Consider the following 16,254-nt stretch of genomic DNA (forward strand, 5'->3'; position numbering starts at 1 on the left):
ACTTCAGCCCAGCAACCGCTGTTTCAGCGCGGGATAGCTGCTGCGCGACACGGGGATGCCCGTGCTCGTCTGCGTGTCGAGCGCGTATTTGCCGCCCGCGCCAATCTGCAGCCGTTTGAAGCCCAGGCTGTTGACGATGTAGGAGCGGTGCACGCGCAGGAAGTGGGGCGGCAGCAGGGCCATGAGCTTGTCGATAGGCAAGTCGTGAAAGCACTGTTCGCCGCTGCACAGCACGATATTGCTGTAGTGGCCATCGGCTTGCACATGGTCGATGTCGGCCATGGCGATCCATTCCAGCGCCCCCCGTTTCTTGACGGCAAGCGAGGCCGCTTGCGTGTGCCGCCCCGTATAGCGTTGCAGCGCCTTGTGCAGGCGTTCGCGGCTGAAGGGCTTGGCGACGAAGTCGAGCACGCCGAATTCGAAGGCCGTGATCGAGCGTTCCGCGTGGGCCGAGACGATGATGGTCTGGAAGCGCGCATCGGCTGCCAGGCGCAGCAGCTCGTAGCCGTCCGCGCCGTGCAGGTGCAAATCCAGCAGCAGCAAGTCGACTTGCTCCTGCCCCTGCCCCTGCTCCTGCGACAGGGCGGCCAGCGCTTGCGGCACATTGTCATGCAGCACGAGATTGCGGAGGCGCGCGCCGAAATGCGCGCGCACTTCGCGCTCCAGGCCTTGCGCGATCAGCGGTTCATCTTCCAGTATCAACACATTCATGGCGCCGCCGGCAGGGTGAAGGTGACGAGCCAGCCTTGTTGCTGTTGCTTAATATCATAGCGGGCGCTCTCGCCGAACACGGCGTGCAGGCTGGCGCGGATGTATTGTTCGCCCACGCCGCTGCCCGCATGGGGGCGCGCTTCGCCTTCGGGCAGCAGCAAGGCAAGTATTTGCGTTTGCGCATGTTGAGCGATGCGCAGGATAAAGGTCGCGCCGTGGCGGTAGCGGTTGTGGCTGAATGCATTTTCCAGCGCCGTCAGCAACAGGGCGGGCGGCACGGCGATGCCCGCCGCCTCGCCGTCGAGCTGCAAGCGGCACGGCTGCTGCAGCCGCGTGCCCATGATGCTCAGGTAATTCTCGCACAGGGCCAGTTCCTGCGTCAGGGCGATGCTGGGCTGCTGGGCAAACTCGTTGAGCATGCGCAATTCGGCCCCCAGCGCCTCGATGAAGGTTTCGGCCGCCTGCGGCGATTGGGCGTTGAGTTCGCTGATCAGGCTCAAGGAATTCATCAGGAAATGCGGCTGCATGCTTTTGCGCAAGAGCTGGTTTTCCAGCTGCCGGGCGCGCGCTGCCTTGCTGCGTTCGCGCAATAGCTGCGCCAGCAATTGCGCGCATAAAGGCAGCAGCAGGAAGCACACGACGAGGGCGAAGCCGCCTTCGGCAAACTGGCTGCCCGTCAGCAGGAACAGGGCGCACGAAGCGAGCGCGATCAAGGTGCCGCCGCGGCTGCCCGGCAGGCGGCGCCACAGGGCGACCAGGTTGAGCGCCAGGCTCGCCGCCAGGCCCGTCAGGAACATCAGCCAGCAGCGCGCGTCGAAATGCGCGGGCAGCGCGCCGGCCAGCGCGAGGCCCGCCAGCAGCAGCGCCGCCGCCAGCGGCCAGCGGGGCAGGCGGTAAGCCGTATAAAAATACAGGGGCAGCAAGGCGGAAAACAGCCAGGTCAGGGCGCTGACGGCGTACAGGCGCGGCATGTGCGTGGGATAGGCATAGCCGGCAAAGCTGCGCCACAGTTCCGCCACCAGCAGCAGCGCCGCCGCCAGGCACAGCGCGGCAAACATGGCCCAGTGCCGCTGCCGCTGGTACAGTGCCGTCAAGGCGATAAACAGCAGGGCGACGGCGCCCAGCGCCCCGGCCAGCAGCAGCGGCGGCAGCCGGTACCAGGCCAGCGCAGCGCGGTAATCGTGCCGGTCGACCAGGTACAGCGCATAGAATGGCGATGCCAGGTGCGCCGGCACGTGCTGCGTCGACAGCAGCAGGCGCAGGTGGTGCGTGCCCATGGCCAATTGCTGCGGCCTCAGGTGGAGGGCGAAATCGATGTCGCCCGGCCTTTCATCGACAGCCTGGCGGGCCGGCTGGCCATTGCTGCCGATCAAGACACCATCGAGCCACAGCTCGCTGGCGGCCAGCGCCGACAGCACCAGCAACTGCGTCGACGACGGCGTGGCGGCCAGGGCGACATCGCGCTCGACGCACAGCAGCTGGCCCGGCCGCACCAGCTGCTGCAGCGAAGCGGCGGGCGCGGAAGGCGGATTGCCGCAGCTGCGCCAGCCTTCATCCAGCGACAGCGGATGCATGGCGCAGGCGAAAGAGGGCAAGGCCAGGCAGCACAGCAACAGGTAGCGGAAGAGGGAGGGCATGGCGGGCATTGTAGCTGCTCATCTGCTACCCCGTTGCTACCCCTTTGCAACATTTTCATCAACTTCAGTGCCGTTCGTGCGGGCCACGTGCATTTCGTGCACGGCCCGCCAACGGCGTGTGAAAGACACTTACCATGCATCAGCGCCGTGCTGTGCACACGGCCCTCACCATGGAAGCATGACTATGCAAAGCAGCAAATACTACGGTTTCGCCGGCGCGCTGGCGCTGTTCTGCGGCGTGGCGCAGGCCGCCTCCGCGCCTTCCTCTGTTTCACCCGCTGCTCCTTCCGCCGCGCTGGCCGCGCGCCTGGCCGATTTCGACGGCTGGGCGGCCCGGCGCATGGGCGCGCAGCGCATCCCGGGCGTCACCGTCGGTTTCAGCCAGGGCGATGTGGAATGGGTAAAAGGCTACGGCTATGCGGACCTGGAAAACCGCGTGCCGGCCACGGCCCGCTCCAGCTACCGGCTGGCGTCCGTCACCAAGCCCATGACGGCGGTGGCCATTTTGCAACTGGTCGAACAGGGCAAGATCGACCTGGATGCGCCCGTGCAAACCTATGTGCCGTACTTCCCCGTCAAGCCGTTTCCCGTGACGGTGCGCCAGCTGCTGGGCCACCTGGGCGGCATCGACGCCTACCGCAACAGCCAGGTGGAACAGCATTTCAAGGAGCACAAGGATACGCGCCAGTCCATCGCCGTCTTCGAGCAGTTCGACCTGATCGCCGAACCGGGCACGCGCTTCCGCTACACCAGCTATGGCTACAACCTGCTGGGCGCCGTCATCGAGGCCGCCTCGGGCGAAAGCTATGGCGGCTACATGCGGCGCCACGTGTGGGGGCCGCTGGGCATGGACGCCACCGTGATGGACGACCCCGATGCCGTGATCGCGCACCGCGTGCGCGGCTACCGGCTGGCCGGCAAGGAGTTGAAAAATTCGGAATTCGTCGACATCAGCAGCCGCTTTTCGGCCGGCGGCACGCGCGCCAGCGTGCCCGACATGCTGGCCTTCGGCCGGGGCGTCCACGACGGCAAGATACTGTCGCCAGCCAGCGTGGCCGCCATGGTGCAGCCGATGGCCACGCGCGCGGGCCGCTTGACGAACTACGGCATGGGCTGGGAAATCCTGCCGACGGGCGGGCGCTACGCCATCGCCCACAGCGGCCAGCAGCCGGAAACCGTCACCTATCTGTACAGCTTTCCCTCGCGCAAGCTCACCCTTGCCGTCGCGTCCAATCTCGAGCGCGTCAATCCCGAAGCCTTCGTGCAGCGCCTGTTCGAAGTGGTCACGGGCGAACCTTGGCAGCTGAACACGTATATCGCCGACGCGGGCGCGCAGCGCGCCTACCAGGTGGCGCAAGGCCTGTTCGAGGAGGGCCGCGCCTACGCCGAACGCACGCAGGAAGCGTATGCCGATGCGGCCGCCACGCGCGAGGCATTTACGCACATCAACCAACAAGCGCTGGCGCCCGACGCCCGGGCGGCGCGCGCCTATATCGAGGCGGCCCGCCATCCCGCGGGCGGGCGCGTGTTTCTCGCGGCCGGCGCCAGCATGGCCGGGGCATTGCGCGAATCGGGCGTCGACCTGAATATCTACTCGCGCGGCGGCGCGCTGGCGTTTGCGCGCGACTATATCCGCTTGTCGCAAGGCGCAGCGGCCGGCACCATGCCCCGCTTCGACCCCGCCTTCGAGCAAGCCATCGTGGCCCTGGCCGCCAGCTGGGACCGCACGGCCGCCATCGCCTGGCCGGCCGCACCCGCCTCCGCGTCCATTCCTGCACTCGATAAGCAGTTGCGCACGGCCTTCCGCGGCCAGCGCGCCTATCCCGATTTCGTACCCGAGCTGCTTGAGCTGGCGCAAGCGTCGGCCGCGCGCGGCGAGGCGGACGCGGCGCTGGCGGCCAGCCGCCTGGCCGTGGAACTGTATCCGCTCAGCGACCGCGCGCATGCGCTGCACGGCTTGACCTTGTTGCGCGCCGGCAAGACGGAAGATGCCACGGCTGCCCTGCGCGTGTCTTTGGCCCGCGACCCGCTGGGTGCGGCCAGCCCGGCGGCGCTGAACCTGGAAGCGTATCGTCTGAAGGGCAGCGGCGCCGTGGCGCAAGGCATGGCCGTGCTGCAGGCGGCCGCCAGCCTGCATCCGCGCGACGCGAACCTGCACGATAGCCTGGCCGAGTTTTATGTGGAGCAAGGCTTGCGCCCGCAGGCCGTCGAGGCTTACCGCCAGGCATTGCAGCTCGACCCCCGCTATCCGGGCGCCGTGGGCGCCAGGGCGGCGATCCTGCGCCTGGGCGGCGAGACGAAGGCGCTGGCGCCTTAGCGGAGGTCTTCACTGATGCCTTAGATGAATTCTTCATAAGCAAGGCTGAAAAGATTCCTTTTTGGAAATAAGGGCGCTGCGGTCTAATGGCGGCATTCGTTATCCACCAGAGGAATCCCATGCAAACCCGCCTTCATTTCGCCGCCCTGTTATTCACCAGCATCGCCTTCACGCAGGTGGCGCAAGCGGACCAGCTGGCCGCCATCAAGGCGAAGGGCGAGCTGGTCTGCGGCACCCTGGGCACGGATGAGCCGAACAGTTTCATCGACGCCAAGTCGCGCCAGCTGGTCGGTTATGAAGTGGACCTGTGCCGCGCCATCGCCCAGGGCCTGGGCGTCAAACCGGTGATCAGGCAGCTGGCCGTGGCCGCCCGCATCCCCGAACTGCAGCAGGGCCGCATCGATATCCTGACGGCGTCCTTGACGCACAACAAGGAACGCGAAGCGCTCGTCGATTTCTCGCTGTCCACGTTTTACACGGGCCAGCGCGTGCTGGTCAAAAAAAGCAGCAATATCACGACGGTCGCTGGCCTGGCCGGCAAGAAAGTGCTGACCGTCAAGGGCGGCACGCAGGAACCGAATATCCGCAAGGCCGTGCCTGGCGTGGACGTGGTGACGTTCGAGACGGCGGGCCAGGCCTATCTTGGCTTGCAGCAAGGCAAGGGCGTCGGCTATGTCGACGATGAAGTCTCGCTGCTGAATAACTACGCCAAGCTGGGCGCCGCGCAAAAGGATTACATTGTGCTGCCGCAAAACATCAGCCAGGAAGTGTTTGCCTTCGGCATCCGCAAGGGCGAGAAGGGCGTGAAAACCGCCGTCGACCAGGTGCTGCGGAGCCTGGAAAAGTCGGGCGAGGCGGAAAAACTGTTCTTCAAATGGTATGGTCCGACGAGCAATGTCAAGTTTCAAAAACGGACCTTCAAGATCGAATCGGACAAGATCGACGCCTGAACCTTGCCTGACGCTTCCGCATGTTTGATCTGAACTTTTTACTGGCCGGCGACTACCGCGACTGGTTGCTCTCCGGCTTGCTGCTGTCCTTGCAACTGATGGGCATCACCTTGCTCTTGTCCCTGCCGCTGGCGTGCGGCGTGGCCATGCTGCGCCTCGCCCCGTCGCGCCTGCTCAATGGGCTGGGCGCCGCGTATGTCGAGCTGATCCGCAACGTACCGTTGCTGGCCCACTTCCTGTTCTGGTATTTCGGCGCGCCCGAACTGCTGCCCGACTCTTGGAAGGAGCGCTTGTATGCCGGCAATATCGAAGCCGTCAGCGCCGTCACGGCCCTGACTTTATATACGGCCGCCTACATGGCGGAAGACATCCGCAGCGGCATCCGCGCCATTCCCGCCCAGCAATTCGAGGCGGGCCGGGCGCTGGGTTTCGGCTTTCTCGCCACCATGCGCCTGTGCATCGTGCCGCAGGCCTTGCGCCTGGCCGCGCCGCCGCTGCTGTCGCAAACCCTGACCCTGTGGCAAAACACCAGCATCGCCACCGTCATCGGCGTAGCCGAGCTGATGTACCAGACGCAGCGCGTGGAAGCGGCTTCGTTCCGCAGCGTGGAGGCGTTCGTCTTCGCCAGCGCGGCCTACCTGGCCGTTTCGCTGCTGATCGCCAGCCTGGCGGCCTTGCTGCAAAGGAAGGTGTCCTGATGCTGGAACTGATCCACGATTACTGGCTGTATTTTCTTGTGGGCCGCTATCCCGAAGGGCCGCTGGGCGGCCTGGCGTTGACGGTCGTGCTGGCCAGCCTGGCGCTGGTGCTCAGCCTGCCGTTCGGCTTGCTGCTGGGACTGGCGCGCCTGAGTCCCTGGCGCCTGCTGCGCTGGCCCGTCGCCGCGCTGATCCACGTGGTGCGGGGGATTCCCTTGTTGCTGGTGATTTTCTGGGCGTATTTCTTCTTGCCCAGCCTCACCGGCCATGAAAGCGGGCAATTCGCTACCATGCTGGCGGCCCTCGTCATTTTCGACGGCATTTATCTGGCGGAAATCGTGCGTGCCGGCGTGCAAGCCGTGCCGCGCGGACAGGTGGAGGCGGCCCGTTCGCTGGGCTTGAACTATCTGGACAGCATGCGCACGGTGGTGCTGCCGCAGGCGCTGCGCCACATGCTGCCATCCTTGGTCAACCAGTTCGTCTCGACCATCAAGGAAACCTCGCTCGGCACCATCATCGGCCTGGCCGAAGTGTCGTTCATCGCCTCGCAAGTCAATGGCCTGGTGCTGACGAAACCCGTGCAAGTGTATTTCTTGCTGGGCATGACGTATTTTGTTTTATGTTTCAGCCTGTCGCGCGCCGCCTTCTGGCTCGAGCGGCGCCAGGCGCGACTCTTGAAAGCGGCAGCATGATCACCTTTGACAACGTCAACAAATACTATGGCGAGTATCACGCCTTGAGCGATATCAATGAACACGTGGCCAAGGGCGAGGTGCTGGTCGTGTGCGGGCCGTCCGGTTCCGGCAAGTCCACCCTGATCCGCACCATCAACCGCCTGGAACCGATCGCCTCGGGCCGCATCACGGTGGCGGGCCAGGACATCCACGCGCCGGGGCTGGACGTGAACGCCTTTCGCTCGCATATCGGTTTTGTGTTCCAGCAATTCAACCTGTTTCCGCACCTTTCCGTGCTGGACAATTGCGCGCTGGCGCCGCAGCGCTTGCGCGGCCTGAGCCGCAAGGAAGCGGAGGAGCGGGCGCTGGCCCTGCTGGAACGGGTGGGCCTCGCGCACAAGGCGCGCGCCATGCCGGCGGCCCTGTCGGGCGGGCAGCAGCAGCGCGTGGCGATTGCCCGCGCGCTGGCCATGCAGCCGCCGCTGATGCTGTTCGACGAACCGACCAGCGCGCTCGACCCGGAAATGGTGGGCGAAGTGCTGCAAGTGATGCGCGACCTGGCGCAGGGCGGCATGACGATGGTGTGCGTGACGCATGAAATGGGCTTTGCCCGCGAAGTGGCGGACCGCGTTTGGTTCATGGACCACGGGCAAGTGCTGGAACGGGCCGCGCCCGAGGATTTCTTTGCGCGGCCTCAACATGCGCGCGCACAACAATTCCTGTCGGATATCCGCAGCCCGTTTGGCGTATCCGCATGAGTGAGCGGCTGTGTGCGTAATCGAACGGTATTTCGCGGTTGGTGAGCGCACGCTGGAGGCGTGGCGCATGGTGCGCCCGCAGCCGATCAGGAGGGCCGTATCATGTCACGCATCATCGCAGGTCATTTTCAGTTGCAGGAACAGGTCGACGCCGCGCGCGCCGCGCTGAACCAGGCGGGCTTTTCCGACAGCCGCATCAGCGCCTTTTTTGTCAACCAGCCGGGGCAGCACGATCTGCACGCGCTCGGCGGCGACCGCGACGTGTCTCCCGGCGCCCGGGAGACGCCCACGGGCGTGGTGGAAGGCGTGGCCGTCGGGGCCGCCGTCGGGGCTGGCATCGGCGCGGCCACCACCCTGGCGACGGGGCCGCTCGGTCCGGTTGTCGGGGCGCTGGTGGGCGCCCACGTGGGCTCGCTCTACAGTTTCAACAAGATGAAGGAGGCGGGCGAAGCCGAGAAGAATGGCGACGGGAATGGCGAAAACCGCCGCCAGCCGCGCCATCCGGGCATGCTGATCGCCGTCGCGCTGGGCGGTCTCGACGAGCGCGAACGGGCGCTCGAGGCGCTGCACCGGCTGGGCGCCGAGCATATCGAGGAAGCGGAAGGCACGATCGCCAATGGCGACTGGCATGATTTCGATCCGCTCAGCATTCCCGTGCTGGTGGCGTGAATTGGCGCTTCTGTGGCGCAAGATGCATAAATTCCGCGCTGCATGAAATTTAGGTATGATCCTTGTTAGTATGAGTAATTATTGGTAAACAATGCCGACAGGGATAGTTTCCGCGCGCCCGAAGTGACACTGGACCAAGGTGACTGCCCGTAGTACTTGCCTCGCATGCTAACGAGTATGGATAGGAGGGCGCGTCATGACACAGGCATGGTTCATTCTGACACGGGCCGATGGGCGCGACATCTGCGCGCCCTCGCCGGCACAGCTGGCCGATGCGCTGGCCGAGGTGTACCGCGGCGGCGCCGTCACGCCGGACGGCAGCCCGGCCGCCGTCCTGTTGCGCTTTGGCTACGACGATGGCTTGATGTATCAGGTCGAGGTCGCTAGCGGAGGCGAAGTCACTTTCGAGGAATGGTCGGATCGCGATTGTGAAATCGCCCTGGCCACGCCGCGCCACATGTCGGCCCTGCCGCAGGACGCCGCCCTGCAGCTGTGGCAGTGGCTGGCGCAGCGCCAGGTGGCGAAGATCCGCAGCCAGCCCTGGCAGGGCGGCTAGCCCTGCCTTCAGTCCGCCCGCCTAGTGCGCCATCAGCACGGGGATCGTCATGCTTTGCAGGATCGTGCGCGTGACGCCGCCGAGGATGGTTTCGCGCAGGCGCGAATGGCCATACGCTCCCATCACCAGCAAGTCGGCCGACAGGTCGGCCGCCTGCGACAGCAGCGCTTCGCCGATATCGCCGCGCCGCACGCCACCGCCATCGAGCAAATGCAGCCGCGCTTCCACGCCGTGGCGCGCCAGGTAGTGCAGCAATTCCGCGCCCGGCTGTTCGCCGTGCTCGGCGGCGTGCACCTGGGCGTCGAAGATGGCGACATGGACTTGTCCGGCGCGCTGCAGCAGGGGCAGGGCGGCGCTCACGGCGCGGCTCGCTTCCTTGCTGGCGTTCCAGGAAATGAGCACATTGCGCGCCGCCGCCGGCGGCGCCAGCAGGGGCAGCGGCGGCGCATACGGCACGATCAGCACGGGACGGCCCGAATGCAGCAGCACATAGGCGGGAAAGTCGCGCATCACGGACGGCGATTTATCGCTGGCATTGTATTGACTGATGACGACCAGGTCCGCATAGCGGGCCAGCAGGCTGATGCCGCCCGCCGCCTCGTCGTCGAGCACGCGCTGTTCGAACGAAGCGACGCCGGCCGCGCGCACTTGCGCCTCGAAACCGTCGAGGGCGCGCGTCGCCCTCTCGCGCAGAAAATTGAGGTGCAAGCTCAGGTTCGGGTCCGCATCGAGGTCGGGCTGGTTCTGGTACAGCAGGCGCGACACGCCCGTCAGCGCCACGCCCGTCAGGTGGCCGCCGCACGCCTGGGCGATGCTGGCCGCCGCTGCGATGCGGGCGGCGCGCCCGGCGCTGTCGTCGATGTGGAGCAATACGGTCTTGTACGTCATGGCCTGTCCTCTCGCTGTGCAGTAGTGGCCATTCTGGCACAGTCCCGGGTGCCGGCCGCGCACGACTGCGGCCGGTGCTTGTTGCCTCAGCTCATGGCAATGATGATGATGTCGGCGTCGCAGTTGCGGTAATGAATCACGATGACGATGACGCGCCGCAATTGCGCCGCCTTTTGCGCCACCTCCAGCATGGCGCGGCTGGCGCGGTTCTTCATCGTCACCTGCACTTGCGAGGCATCGCTGACGGGGATGCCCATGGCTTTCAGCGCCGCTTTCGGATTGGCCATCAGGGCCAGCGCATGCTGTGGATCGAGCTCCGCCTGGTGCACGGATTCCACGTCGCTCATGCCGGGATTGATGTCGTTGAACAAGTCCCTCAATGCTTCTGTGTCGTCCTGGATTTCCATCGCGTTCTCCCTGTGAGTCTTACCGTCAAGCAAAGTCCGCACGACTTGCCTGTCGAGGTGCCATCACCTCTTTGAGGAGTATAATTTTGATAATTGTCTCTGCATGGATGCAGCGCAGACGGACGCTGCAATACGCAGGCTCGGCCTTTGATCTGGCGCAATGCCCGCTTCAAAACTGCCACCTACACTTGATCCCACGCAGAACAACCATAACAAGCGGGGGAGAGACAGCAATGAAGGAACAAAAGGTAGCACTGGTCACGGGCGGCATGGGCGGCCTGGGCACGGCCTTGTGCCGGCGCCTGCATGCGGCGGGCTTTGCCGTCGTGGCCGCGCATACGCCGGGCAATGCACGGGTGGGCAGCTGGCTCGACGAGCAACAGGCGCAGCAGTATTATTTCCACCCGCTGGCCCTCGACGTGAGCGATTTCGATGCCTGCAGCGTAGCCGTGGCAAGCGTGCTGGCAAAGTTCGGCAGGATCGACGTGCTGGTCAACAACGCCGGCATCACGCGCGACCAGAGCATGCGCAAGATGGAATTGCCGCACTGGGCCGAGGTCATGCGCACCAATCTCGACAGCCTGTTCAACATGAGCAAGCAAGTGCTGGAACCCATGCTGGAAAAGAAATGGGGCCGCATCATCAATATCTCGTCCGTCAATGGCCAGAAGGGCGCGTTTGGCCAGTGCAACTATGCGGCCGCCAAGGCGGGCGTGCACGGCTTCAGCAAGGCGCTGGCGCTGGAAGTGGCGCGCCACGGCATCACCGTCAACACGGTCTCGCCCGGCTATTTGCGCACGCAGATGGTGACGGCTGTGCCGGCCGATATCCTGGAAACGAAGATCCTGCCGCAGATTCCCCTGGGCCGCCTGGGCGAGCCGGACGAGGTGGCGGCCCTGGTGGCTTACCTGGCGTCCGACGAGGCGGCCTTCGTCACGGGCGCGAATATCGCCATCAATGGCGGGCAGCACATGAGTTGATCCGGCATGCAGCCGGATACTTGAAGCAGGGCAATGGCAGTAGAGGAGACCCGTCCACCCAGCCGGCACGCACGATGCTGGAGGGGGACGCAAGGCAGCAGCAAGGAAGGAAAGCAGGGGGCAGGGCAGCGATGCCTTGCCCTTTGTCATGCTGCAACGGCTGGTGACATGCCGCGCCGCGGCCCTGTTCAGCGCTGGGCTTTTTCCAGCCGCGTCTGGCAATCGATGCACAGGCGCGCTTCGGGGCGCGCATTCAGGCGCGACAGGCCGATGGCTTCGCCGCAGTTGTCGCACAGGCCGTAGCTGCCGTCGGCAAACTTGGCCAGCGCGTGCTTGATGATGGCCAGCTGCGCCACGTTGTGTTCGGCCGCTTCGCTGACGAGGGCGTTCAAGGTGCGCACGCTGGCGTTATCGGCCGGCGAAGCTTCGATTTCATTGAGCAGCGAGGCGCGCGCATCGGCCTCGGCCGCTTCATTCTCGATCTGTTCCTGCAGCGCCAGCTTGCGTTGCTCCAGCACGCCCTGCAGGCGCTGCAGCTGGTCTTGCGGCAATCCATTCATGGCCATCACCCGTTAAGAGTCTGTCCTATATGGTAGTCCAGGATGGGCGACTCTGCTTGCGCTACCACCTGCGCCGCGTTTGACGCGGCGCAGGCTGGCAGCGGCCGTTCTATGCTGGTTCTTTCAGGCAGTTGATCATCCAGGCGACGCCGAACTGGTCTTTCAGCATGCCGAAGCGCTTGGCCCAGAACGTTTCCTCCAGGGGCATCTGGACGGTGCCGTCACGCGCCAGCGCGTCGAACGCCCGTTCCGCCTCCTCCGGCGTGTCGACGGTCAGGCAGATCGCGCTGCCGCTCATGCCCTTGGCGCCCTCGTCGCAGCCGCCGTCCGAGCCCATCAGCATGGTCGGCCCCAGCTGCACGGAGCCGTGCATGATCTTGTCGTACCAGTCTTCCTTGACTTGCTCCTGGGCCGGCGAGCCCCGATACGGCATCAGGCACAGGTCGCTGCCATGCAGGTGCTGGCGGTAATATTCCAGCGCTTGCGCGCAGTTTCCATCGAATTGCAAATACGGTTCGATACGCATGTTGGTCTCCTCTGGTCATCGCCCCGCAGGCACGATTGCCAGGCGGGGACGTCCCAGTATAGGCGCTTGCCGGCCGATTTCAATCAGTCCGGCGCCATCTCTTGCAGCCGCTCACGCACCTTGCCCAGGGCGCCGAGGATGCGCTCGGGATTGCCGGCGAGGACGGCGCTGCCCAGGTGCAACAAGCTCGTCGCCAGGCTGATCCAGTGCCGCACGTCGTCGTTGCGGGCGATGCGCAGGCGCACCGTGTCGAGCAGGCCGCTGAGCTGGCGCTGCGCCGTTTCCAGGCCCGCCACCGTGTGTCCGGCCGCATCGGCATACAGCTGGTTGGCTTGCTGTCGCAAGGCCACTTCCAGGGCGAAGACGGCTTGCGCCTGGCTCAGGCTGATGCCGTTTTCTCCCTGGCTGGCGCGCTTGCGGATGGCGCGCATGACGGCGCCGTGCAAGGTGACGGCCGCCTGCGACAGGCTGTCGGCCAATTGCTCGACGCGCATGGCGCTGCTGAGGGCCGCTTCGCGGCGTTCGCTGCCTACCGATCCGTCCATCTTGCCTCCGTGGTGGTGAGGGCGGCGGCGAGCTGGGCGTGTTCGCGCCCCAGTGCCGCCAGTTGCCGGCGCGCCAGGGTGTGGCGCAGGCCAGCCAGGCGGTATTCCTCGGTTTTGCTTTGCTGCATGTTTTTCGCCAGCACGGCCAGCAGGCGCTGCTGCGGCGTGTCCGCATACGCGATTTCCACGTCGAGCAAGCCGAGCACCATGTCGCGCTCGTTATCGCCGCCCTTGTCGTACAGCACCAGCAAGTTGTCGAGCGCGGCCAGCAGGGCTTGCAGCGGCGCATCGCCCTCGTGCAGCACTTGCGCCAGGTGCGCCTGCTGGCTGGCCGCGCCGCCCAGGCGTGACAGTTGCTGCAGCAACAAGGTGTAGGCGCTGACATGGCGGTCGTCGATGCCGCTGCCCGGCCAGGCGCGGATGGCGGCGCCGGCCCCGGCCAGTTCGGACTGCACGTCATACGCATCGGCATCGGCCAGCCGGCCCAGCGCCTGCAGGTACAGGCGCACGGCCTGCGCCAGGCGCGCGACGTCCGCCTGCGCGGCACGGCGCTGCGCATCGAGCAGGCGCTCGCGCGCATCTTCGGCCGGCGACAGATAGGGGCGGGCACGCTGGTAAGTGTCCACGTGGCGCTGCGCCAGTTCGTTGAAGGCGGTCAAGGCATCGGCGCCGGCCGCCAAGGCGCGCACTTGCGCCAGCTCGGGGCGCATTGTGGCGCAGCCGCACAGCACGACAGCCAGGAAGAGGCTCAGGTTCAGGCAAAGGGCGCGGCGATGGCGGGCGGGCAGGGTGGACACGGCACCTCTCGACAGGAAATACTGTATGGAAAGGTATTGTCGTACCGGCCTGCGCCGGCCGCCTTGTGCGGGCGCAAGCGCGCTGCGATCAGGTGCCCAGCGTGCCCGCTGTGGCCGTCAATTGCTCGCGCCAGCCCAGTCCGGCGCCGGTGTCGCTGGCGGGGCGGTATTCGCAGCCGACCCAGCCTGCGTAGCCGACCTGGTCCAGCAGTTTGAACAGGTGGCGGTAGTTGATCTCGCCCGTGCCCGGTTCGTGGCGGCCCGGCGTGTCGGCGATCTGGATGTGGCGGATCAGGGGCAGCATGGCGCGGATGGTGTTGCTCAGTTCGCCCTCCATGCGCTGCATGTGATAAATGTCGTATTGCAGGAAGACATTGCTGCGCTGGCAGTCGGCGATGATGTCGGCCGCTTGCTGGCTATGGTTCAGAAAGTAACCGGGCATGTCGTAGCGGTTGATCGGCTCGATCAGCACGTTGATGCCGTGCGGACGGCAGGCGTCGGCCGCATATTGCAGGTTGCCGATCAGGCTTTGCCGCGCCCGCTCCAGGCTCATGCCGGGCGGCACGATGCCGGCCATGCAGTGCAGCTGCTTCGCCCCGAGCGCCAGCGCGTAATTGAGCGCCAGTTGCACATTCGTGCGGAATTCCTCGCCCCGGCGCGGATCGCAGGCGATGCCCCGCTCGCCGTGCTCCCAGTCGCCGGGCGGAAAATTGAACACGGCCAGCTGCAAATGGTGGCGTTCCAGCCGCATGGCAATCTGCCGCGCCTCGACGGCATAGGGGAACAGGAATTCGACGGCATCGAAACCCGCTTCCCTGGCGGCGGCAAAGCGGTCCAGGAAGGGCAGTTCGGTAAACATCATGCTGAGGTTGGCAGCGAAGTTCGGCATGGCGGCACACAGGTGAGGAAGATGGCTACTATCCTAGCCCAAATTGCCAATCAGTGGCGTGCATGAAAAAAACCGTTCCAGAAGCAAGTCCTGGAACGGTTTTTGTCGTGACACTTTTAATACATGGCTGAAAACCGTAGCGAGCGGGAGTGATATCGGTTCGAGTAGCACAGCCGTACTAAAGTACGGCGCGCAACGGAGAATCGATAGCGCCCCGCGCAGTAGGTTTGCAGCCGTGTATTAGCGGCCGCGGCCGCCGGAGCGGTGGGAAGCCGCCGAACGCGGCGCATTGCCGGAACGGTTGCCGCCGCCACCGCCGCCCGACGGGCCGGCGCTGCGTGGCTTGGCGCCGCTGCCGCCGGTTTTCACGCGCACGACGGCGCCGGCTGGCGCGCGGCTGTTGTTGCGGTGGCCGCCGGTGCCGCTGCGCAATTGCACAGGCTGGGCGCGGGCGTTCAGGTCCGGCTCGAAGCCGGGAATGACTTCACGCGGCAGGGTTTGCTTGATCAGCTTTTCGATGTCTTTCAACATTTCGTGCTCATCCACGCAAACCAGCGACACGGCTTCGCCCTTGGCGCCGGCACGGCCCGTGCGGCCGATACGGTGCACATAGTCTTCCGGAATGTTCGGCAAGTCGTAGTTGACGACGTGCGGCAACTGGTCGATGTCGATACCGCGCGCGGCGATGTCGGTGGCGACCAGCACTTGCAGGGTGCCATCCTTGAACTCGGACAGCGCGCGCGTGCGCGCCGACTGGCTCTTGTTGCCGTGGATGGCCAGGGCGCCGATGCCGTCCGCGCCCAGCTGCTCCACCAGTTTATTGGCGCCATGCTTGGTGCGCGTAAAGACCAGCACTTGCGTCCAGTTGTTCGACTTGATCAGGTAGGACAGCATCGGGTGCTTCTTGTCGCGGTCGACGGGATGGATCTTTTGCTTGATCACTTCCACGGTCGAATTGCGGCGCGCCACTTCGATCATGGCCGGCTTGTTCAGCAAGCCGTCGGCCAGGGCCTTGATCTCTTCCGAGAACGTGGCCGAGAACAGCAGGTTCTGGCGTTTTGGCGGCAGCACGGCCAGCACTTTCTTGATGTCGCGGATGAAACCCATGTCCAGCATGCGGTCGGCTTCGTCCAGGATCAGGATTTCCACTTTCGACAGGTCGACGGTGCCCTGGCCCATGTGGTCCAGCAAGCGGCCCGGCGTGGCGACGAGGATGTCGACGCCATGTTTCAGTTGCTTGATTTGCGGGTTGATGCCGACGCCGCCGAAGATCACGGCCGAGTTCAATTTCGTGTACTTGCTGTAGGCGCGCACGCTTTCCTCGACCTGCGCGGCGAGTTCGCGCGTCGGTGCCAGGATCAGGGCGCGGATCGGGCGCGTCGAGGTGTTGCTGGTGATGGCCGCGCCGTTGGCGTCGGTCGACAGGCGGTGCAGCACGGGCAGGGTGAAGCCGGCCGTCTTGCCGGTGCCGGTTTGTGCGCCGGCCAGCAAGTCGCCGCCAGCCAGCACGGCGGGAATCGCCTGCGACTGGATCGGGGTCGGCACGGTGTAGCCGTGTTCGGTAACGGCACGTACGATAGCGTCGGACAATCCGAGGGAGGAAAAGGACATGGTAACTTTATTGTGAGATCGGCCTGTCGCCATCGTGGGGCGCCAGTCGCAGGCAATCAGATTAGGGGTCGAAAGACAGCG

18 protein-coding genes are annotated in these 16,254 nt (G+C 65.3%); 8 read left to right on the top strand and 10 right to left on the bottom strand.

The window, feature by feature from the left end; all coding sequences use genetic code 11:
* Positions 1 to 3: 3 nt before the first annotated feature.
* Positions 4 to 711: a LytTR family DNA-binding domain-containing protein gene (locus BZG29_RS09540; protein WP_077401608.1), complete on the bottom strand. Its 708-nt coding sequence runs from the start codon at positions 709 to 711 to the stop codon at positions 4 to 6.
* A complete protein-coding gene (locus tag BZG29_RS09545) occupies positions 708 to 2,348 on the bottom strand; it encodes a histidine kinase (protein WP_077401610.1) in 1,641 nt (546 codons plus the stop codon). Before BZG29_RS09545 ends, BZG29_RS09540 begins: the two co-directional genes overlap by 4 nt.
* Positions 2,349 to 2,532: 184 nt before the next feature.
* On the opposite strand from BZG29_RS09545, the gene BZG29_RS09550 reads away from it, so the two are divergent.
* The 7 genes from BZG29_RS09550 to BZG29_RS09580 all read left to right on the top strand — a co-directional run bounded on the left by BZG29_RS09550 (position 2,533) and on the right by BZG29_RS09580 (position 8,970).
* Positions 2,533 to 4,665 carry a serine hydrolase gene (locus BZG29_RS09550; RefSeq protein ID WP_171984966.1) on the top strand — a complete coding sequence of 711 codons (2,133 nt, stop codon included), beginning with the start codon at positions 2,533 to 2,535 and terminating at the stop codon, positions 4,663 to 4,665.
* 119 nt (positions 4,666 to 4,784) lie between these two features.
* Positions 4,785 to 5,615, top strand: coding sequence for a transporter substrate-binding domain-containing protein (locus BZG29_RS09555; RefSeq protein WP_077401616.1), 831 nt, complete (start codon positions 4,785 to 4,787; stop codon positions 5,613 to 5,615).
* Between the two features lie 20 nt (positions 5,616 to 5,635).
* Positions 5,636 to 6,313 carry an amino acid ABC transporter permease gene (locus BZG29_RS09560; RefSeq protein WP_077401619.1) on the top strand — a complete coding sequence of 226 codons (678 nt, stop codon included), beginning with the start codon at positions 5,636 to 5,638 and terminating at the stop codon, positions 6,311 to 6,313.
* Positions 6,313 to 7,005 (top strand): amino acid ABC transporter permease, encoded by a 693-nt coding sequence (locus BZG29_RS09565; protein WP_077401622.1) that lies wholly within the window; start codon positions 6,313 to 6,315, stop codon positions 7,003 to 7,005. Before BZG29_RS09560 ends, BZG29_RS09565 begins: the two co-directional genes overlap by 1 nt.
* Positions 7,002 to 7,745: an amino acid ABC transporter ATP-binding protein gene (locus BZG29_RS09570; protein WP_077401625.1), complete on the top strand. Its 744-nt coding sequence runs from the start codon at positions 7,002 to 7,004 to the stop codon at positions 7,743 to 7,745. The genes BZG29_RS09565 and BZG29_RS09570 overlap by 4 nt, the downstream gene beginning before the upstream one ends.
* 102 nt (positions 7,746 to 7,847) lie before the next feature.
* On the top strand, positions 7,848 to 8,414 hold the full coding sequence (locus BZG29_RS09575) for a glycine zipper domain-containing protein (protein WP_077401627.1): 567 nt from the start codon (positions 7,848 to 7,850) through the stop codon (positions 8,412 to 8,414).
* 196 nt (positions 8,415 to 8,610) lie between these two features.
* Positions 8,611 to 8,970, top strand: coding sequence for a hypothetical protein (locus BZG29_RS09580; protein WP_077401630.1), 360 nt, complete (start codon positions 8,611 to 8,613; stop codon positions 8,968 to 8,970).
* A gap of 21 nt (positions 8,971 to 8,991) precedes the next feature.
* Here the strand turns inward: BZG29_RS09580 and BZG29_RS09585 are convergent, their stop codons facing one another.
* Together BZG29_RS09585 and BZG29_RS09590 are read right to left on the bottom strand one after the other, a co-directional pair.
* The gene (locus BZG29_RS09585) at positions 8,992 to 9,858 is read right to left on the bottom strand and encodes a universal stress protein (protein WP_077401633.1); all 867 of its coding nucleotides are present in this window, start codon (positions 9,856 to 9,858) and stop codon (positions 8,992 to 8,994) included.
* A gap of 86 nt (positions 9,859 to 9,944) precedes the next feature.
* Positions 9,945 to 10,265, bottom strand: a complete 321-nt coding sequence (locus BZG29_RS09590) for a hypothetical protein (protein ID WP_150130844.1) — start codon at positions 10,263 to 10,265, stop codon at positions 9,945 to 9,947.
* 233 nt (positions 10,266 to 10,498) lie between these two features.
* On the opposite strand from BZG29_RS09590, the gene phbB reads away from it, so the two are divergent.
* On the top strand, positions 10,499 to 11,245 hold the full coding sequence (gene phbB / locus BZG29_RS09595) for an acetoacetyl-CoA reductase (RefSeq protein WP_077401639.1): 747 nt from the start codon (positions 10,499 to 10,501) through the stop codon (positions 11,243 to 11,245).
* A gap of 188 nt (positions 11,246 to 11,433) precedes the next feature.
* Here the strand turns inward: phbB and BZG29_RS09600 are convergent, their stop codons facing one another.
* The 6 genes from BZG29_RS09600 to BZG29_RS09625 all read right to left on the bottom strand — a co-directional run bounded on the left by BZG29_RS09600 (position 11,434) and on the right by BZG29_RS09625 (position 16,173).
* The gene (locus BZG29_RS09600) at positions 11,434 to 11,805 is read right to left on the bottom strand and encodes a TraR/DksA family transcriptional regulator (protein WP_253192841.1); all 372 of its coding nucleotides are present in this window, start codon (positions 11,803 to 11,805) and stop codon (positions 11,434 to 11,436) included.
* 109 nt (positions 11,806 to 11,914) lie between these two features.
* Entirely contained in the window at positions 11,915 to 12,331 is a 417-nt protein-coding gene (locus BZG29_RS09605) for a VOC family protein (RefSeq protein WP_077401645.1), read from the bottom strand.
* Positions 12,332 to 12,414: 83 nt separating this feature from the next.
* Entirely contained in the window at positions 12,415 to 12,876 is a 462-nt protein-coding gene (locus BZG29_RS09610; RefSeq protein WP_077401648.1) for a hypothetical protein, read from the bottom strand.
* On the bottom strand, positions 12,861 to 13,673 hold the full coding sequence (locus tag BZG29_RS09615; protein WP_150130845.1) for a hypothetical protein: 813 nt from the start codon (positions 13,671 to 13,673) through the stop codon (positions 12,861 to 12,863). The genes BZG29_RS09610 and BZG29_RS09615 overlap by 16 nt, the downstream gene beginning before the upstream one ends.
* Positions 13,674 to 13,761: 88 nt before the next feature.
* On the bottom strand, positions 13,762 to 14,562 hold the full coding sequence (gene otnI, locus BZG29_RS09620) for a 2-oxo-tetronate isomerase (RefSeq protein ID WP_077401654.1): 801 nt from the start codon (positions 14,560 to 14,562) through the stop codon (positions 13,762 to 13,764).
* Positions 14,563 to 14,802: 240 nt separating this feature from the next.
* The gene (locus tag BZG29_RS09625) at positions 14,803 to 16,173 is read right to left on the bottom strand and encodes a DEAD/DEAH box helicase (RefSeq protein WP_077401657.1); all 1,371 of its coding nucleotides are present in this window, start codon (positions 16,171 to 16,173) and stop codon (positions 14,803 to 14,805) included.
* Positions 16,174 to 16,254: the final 81 nt, after the last annotated feature.

The sequence above is a fragment of the Janthinobacterium sp. LM6 genome (genome assembly GCF_002002885.1).
Taxonomy (GTDB): domain Bacteria; phylum Pseudomonadota; class Gammaproteobacteria; order Burkholderiales; family Burkholderiaceae_D; genus Janthinobacterium; species Janthinobacterium kumbetense.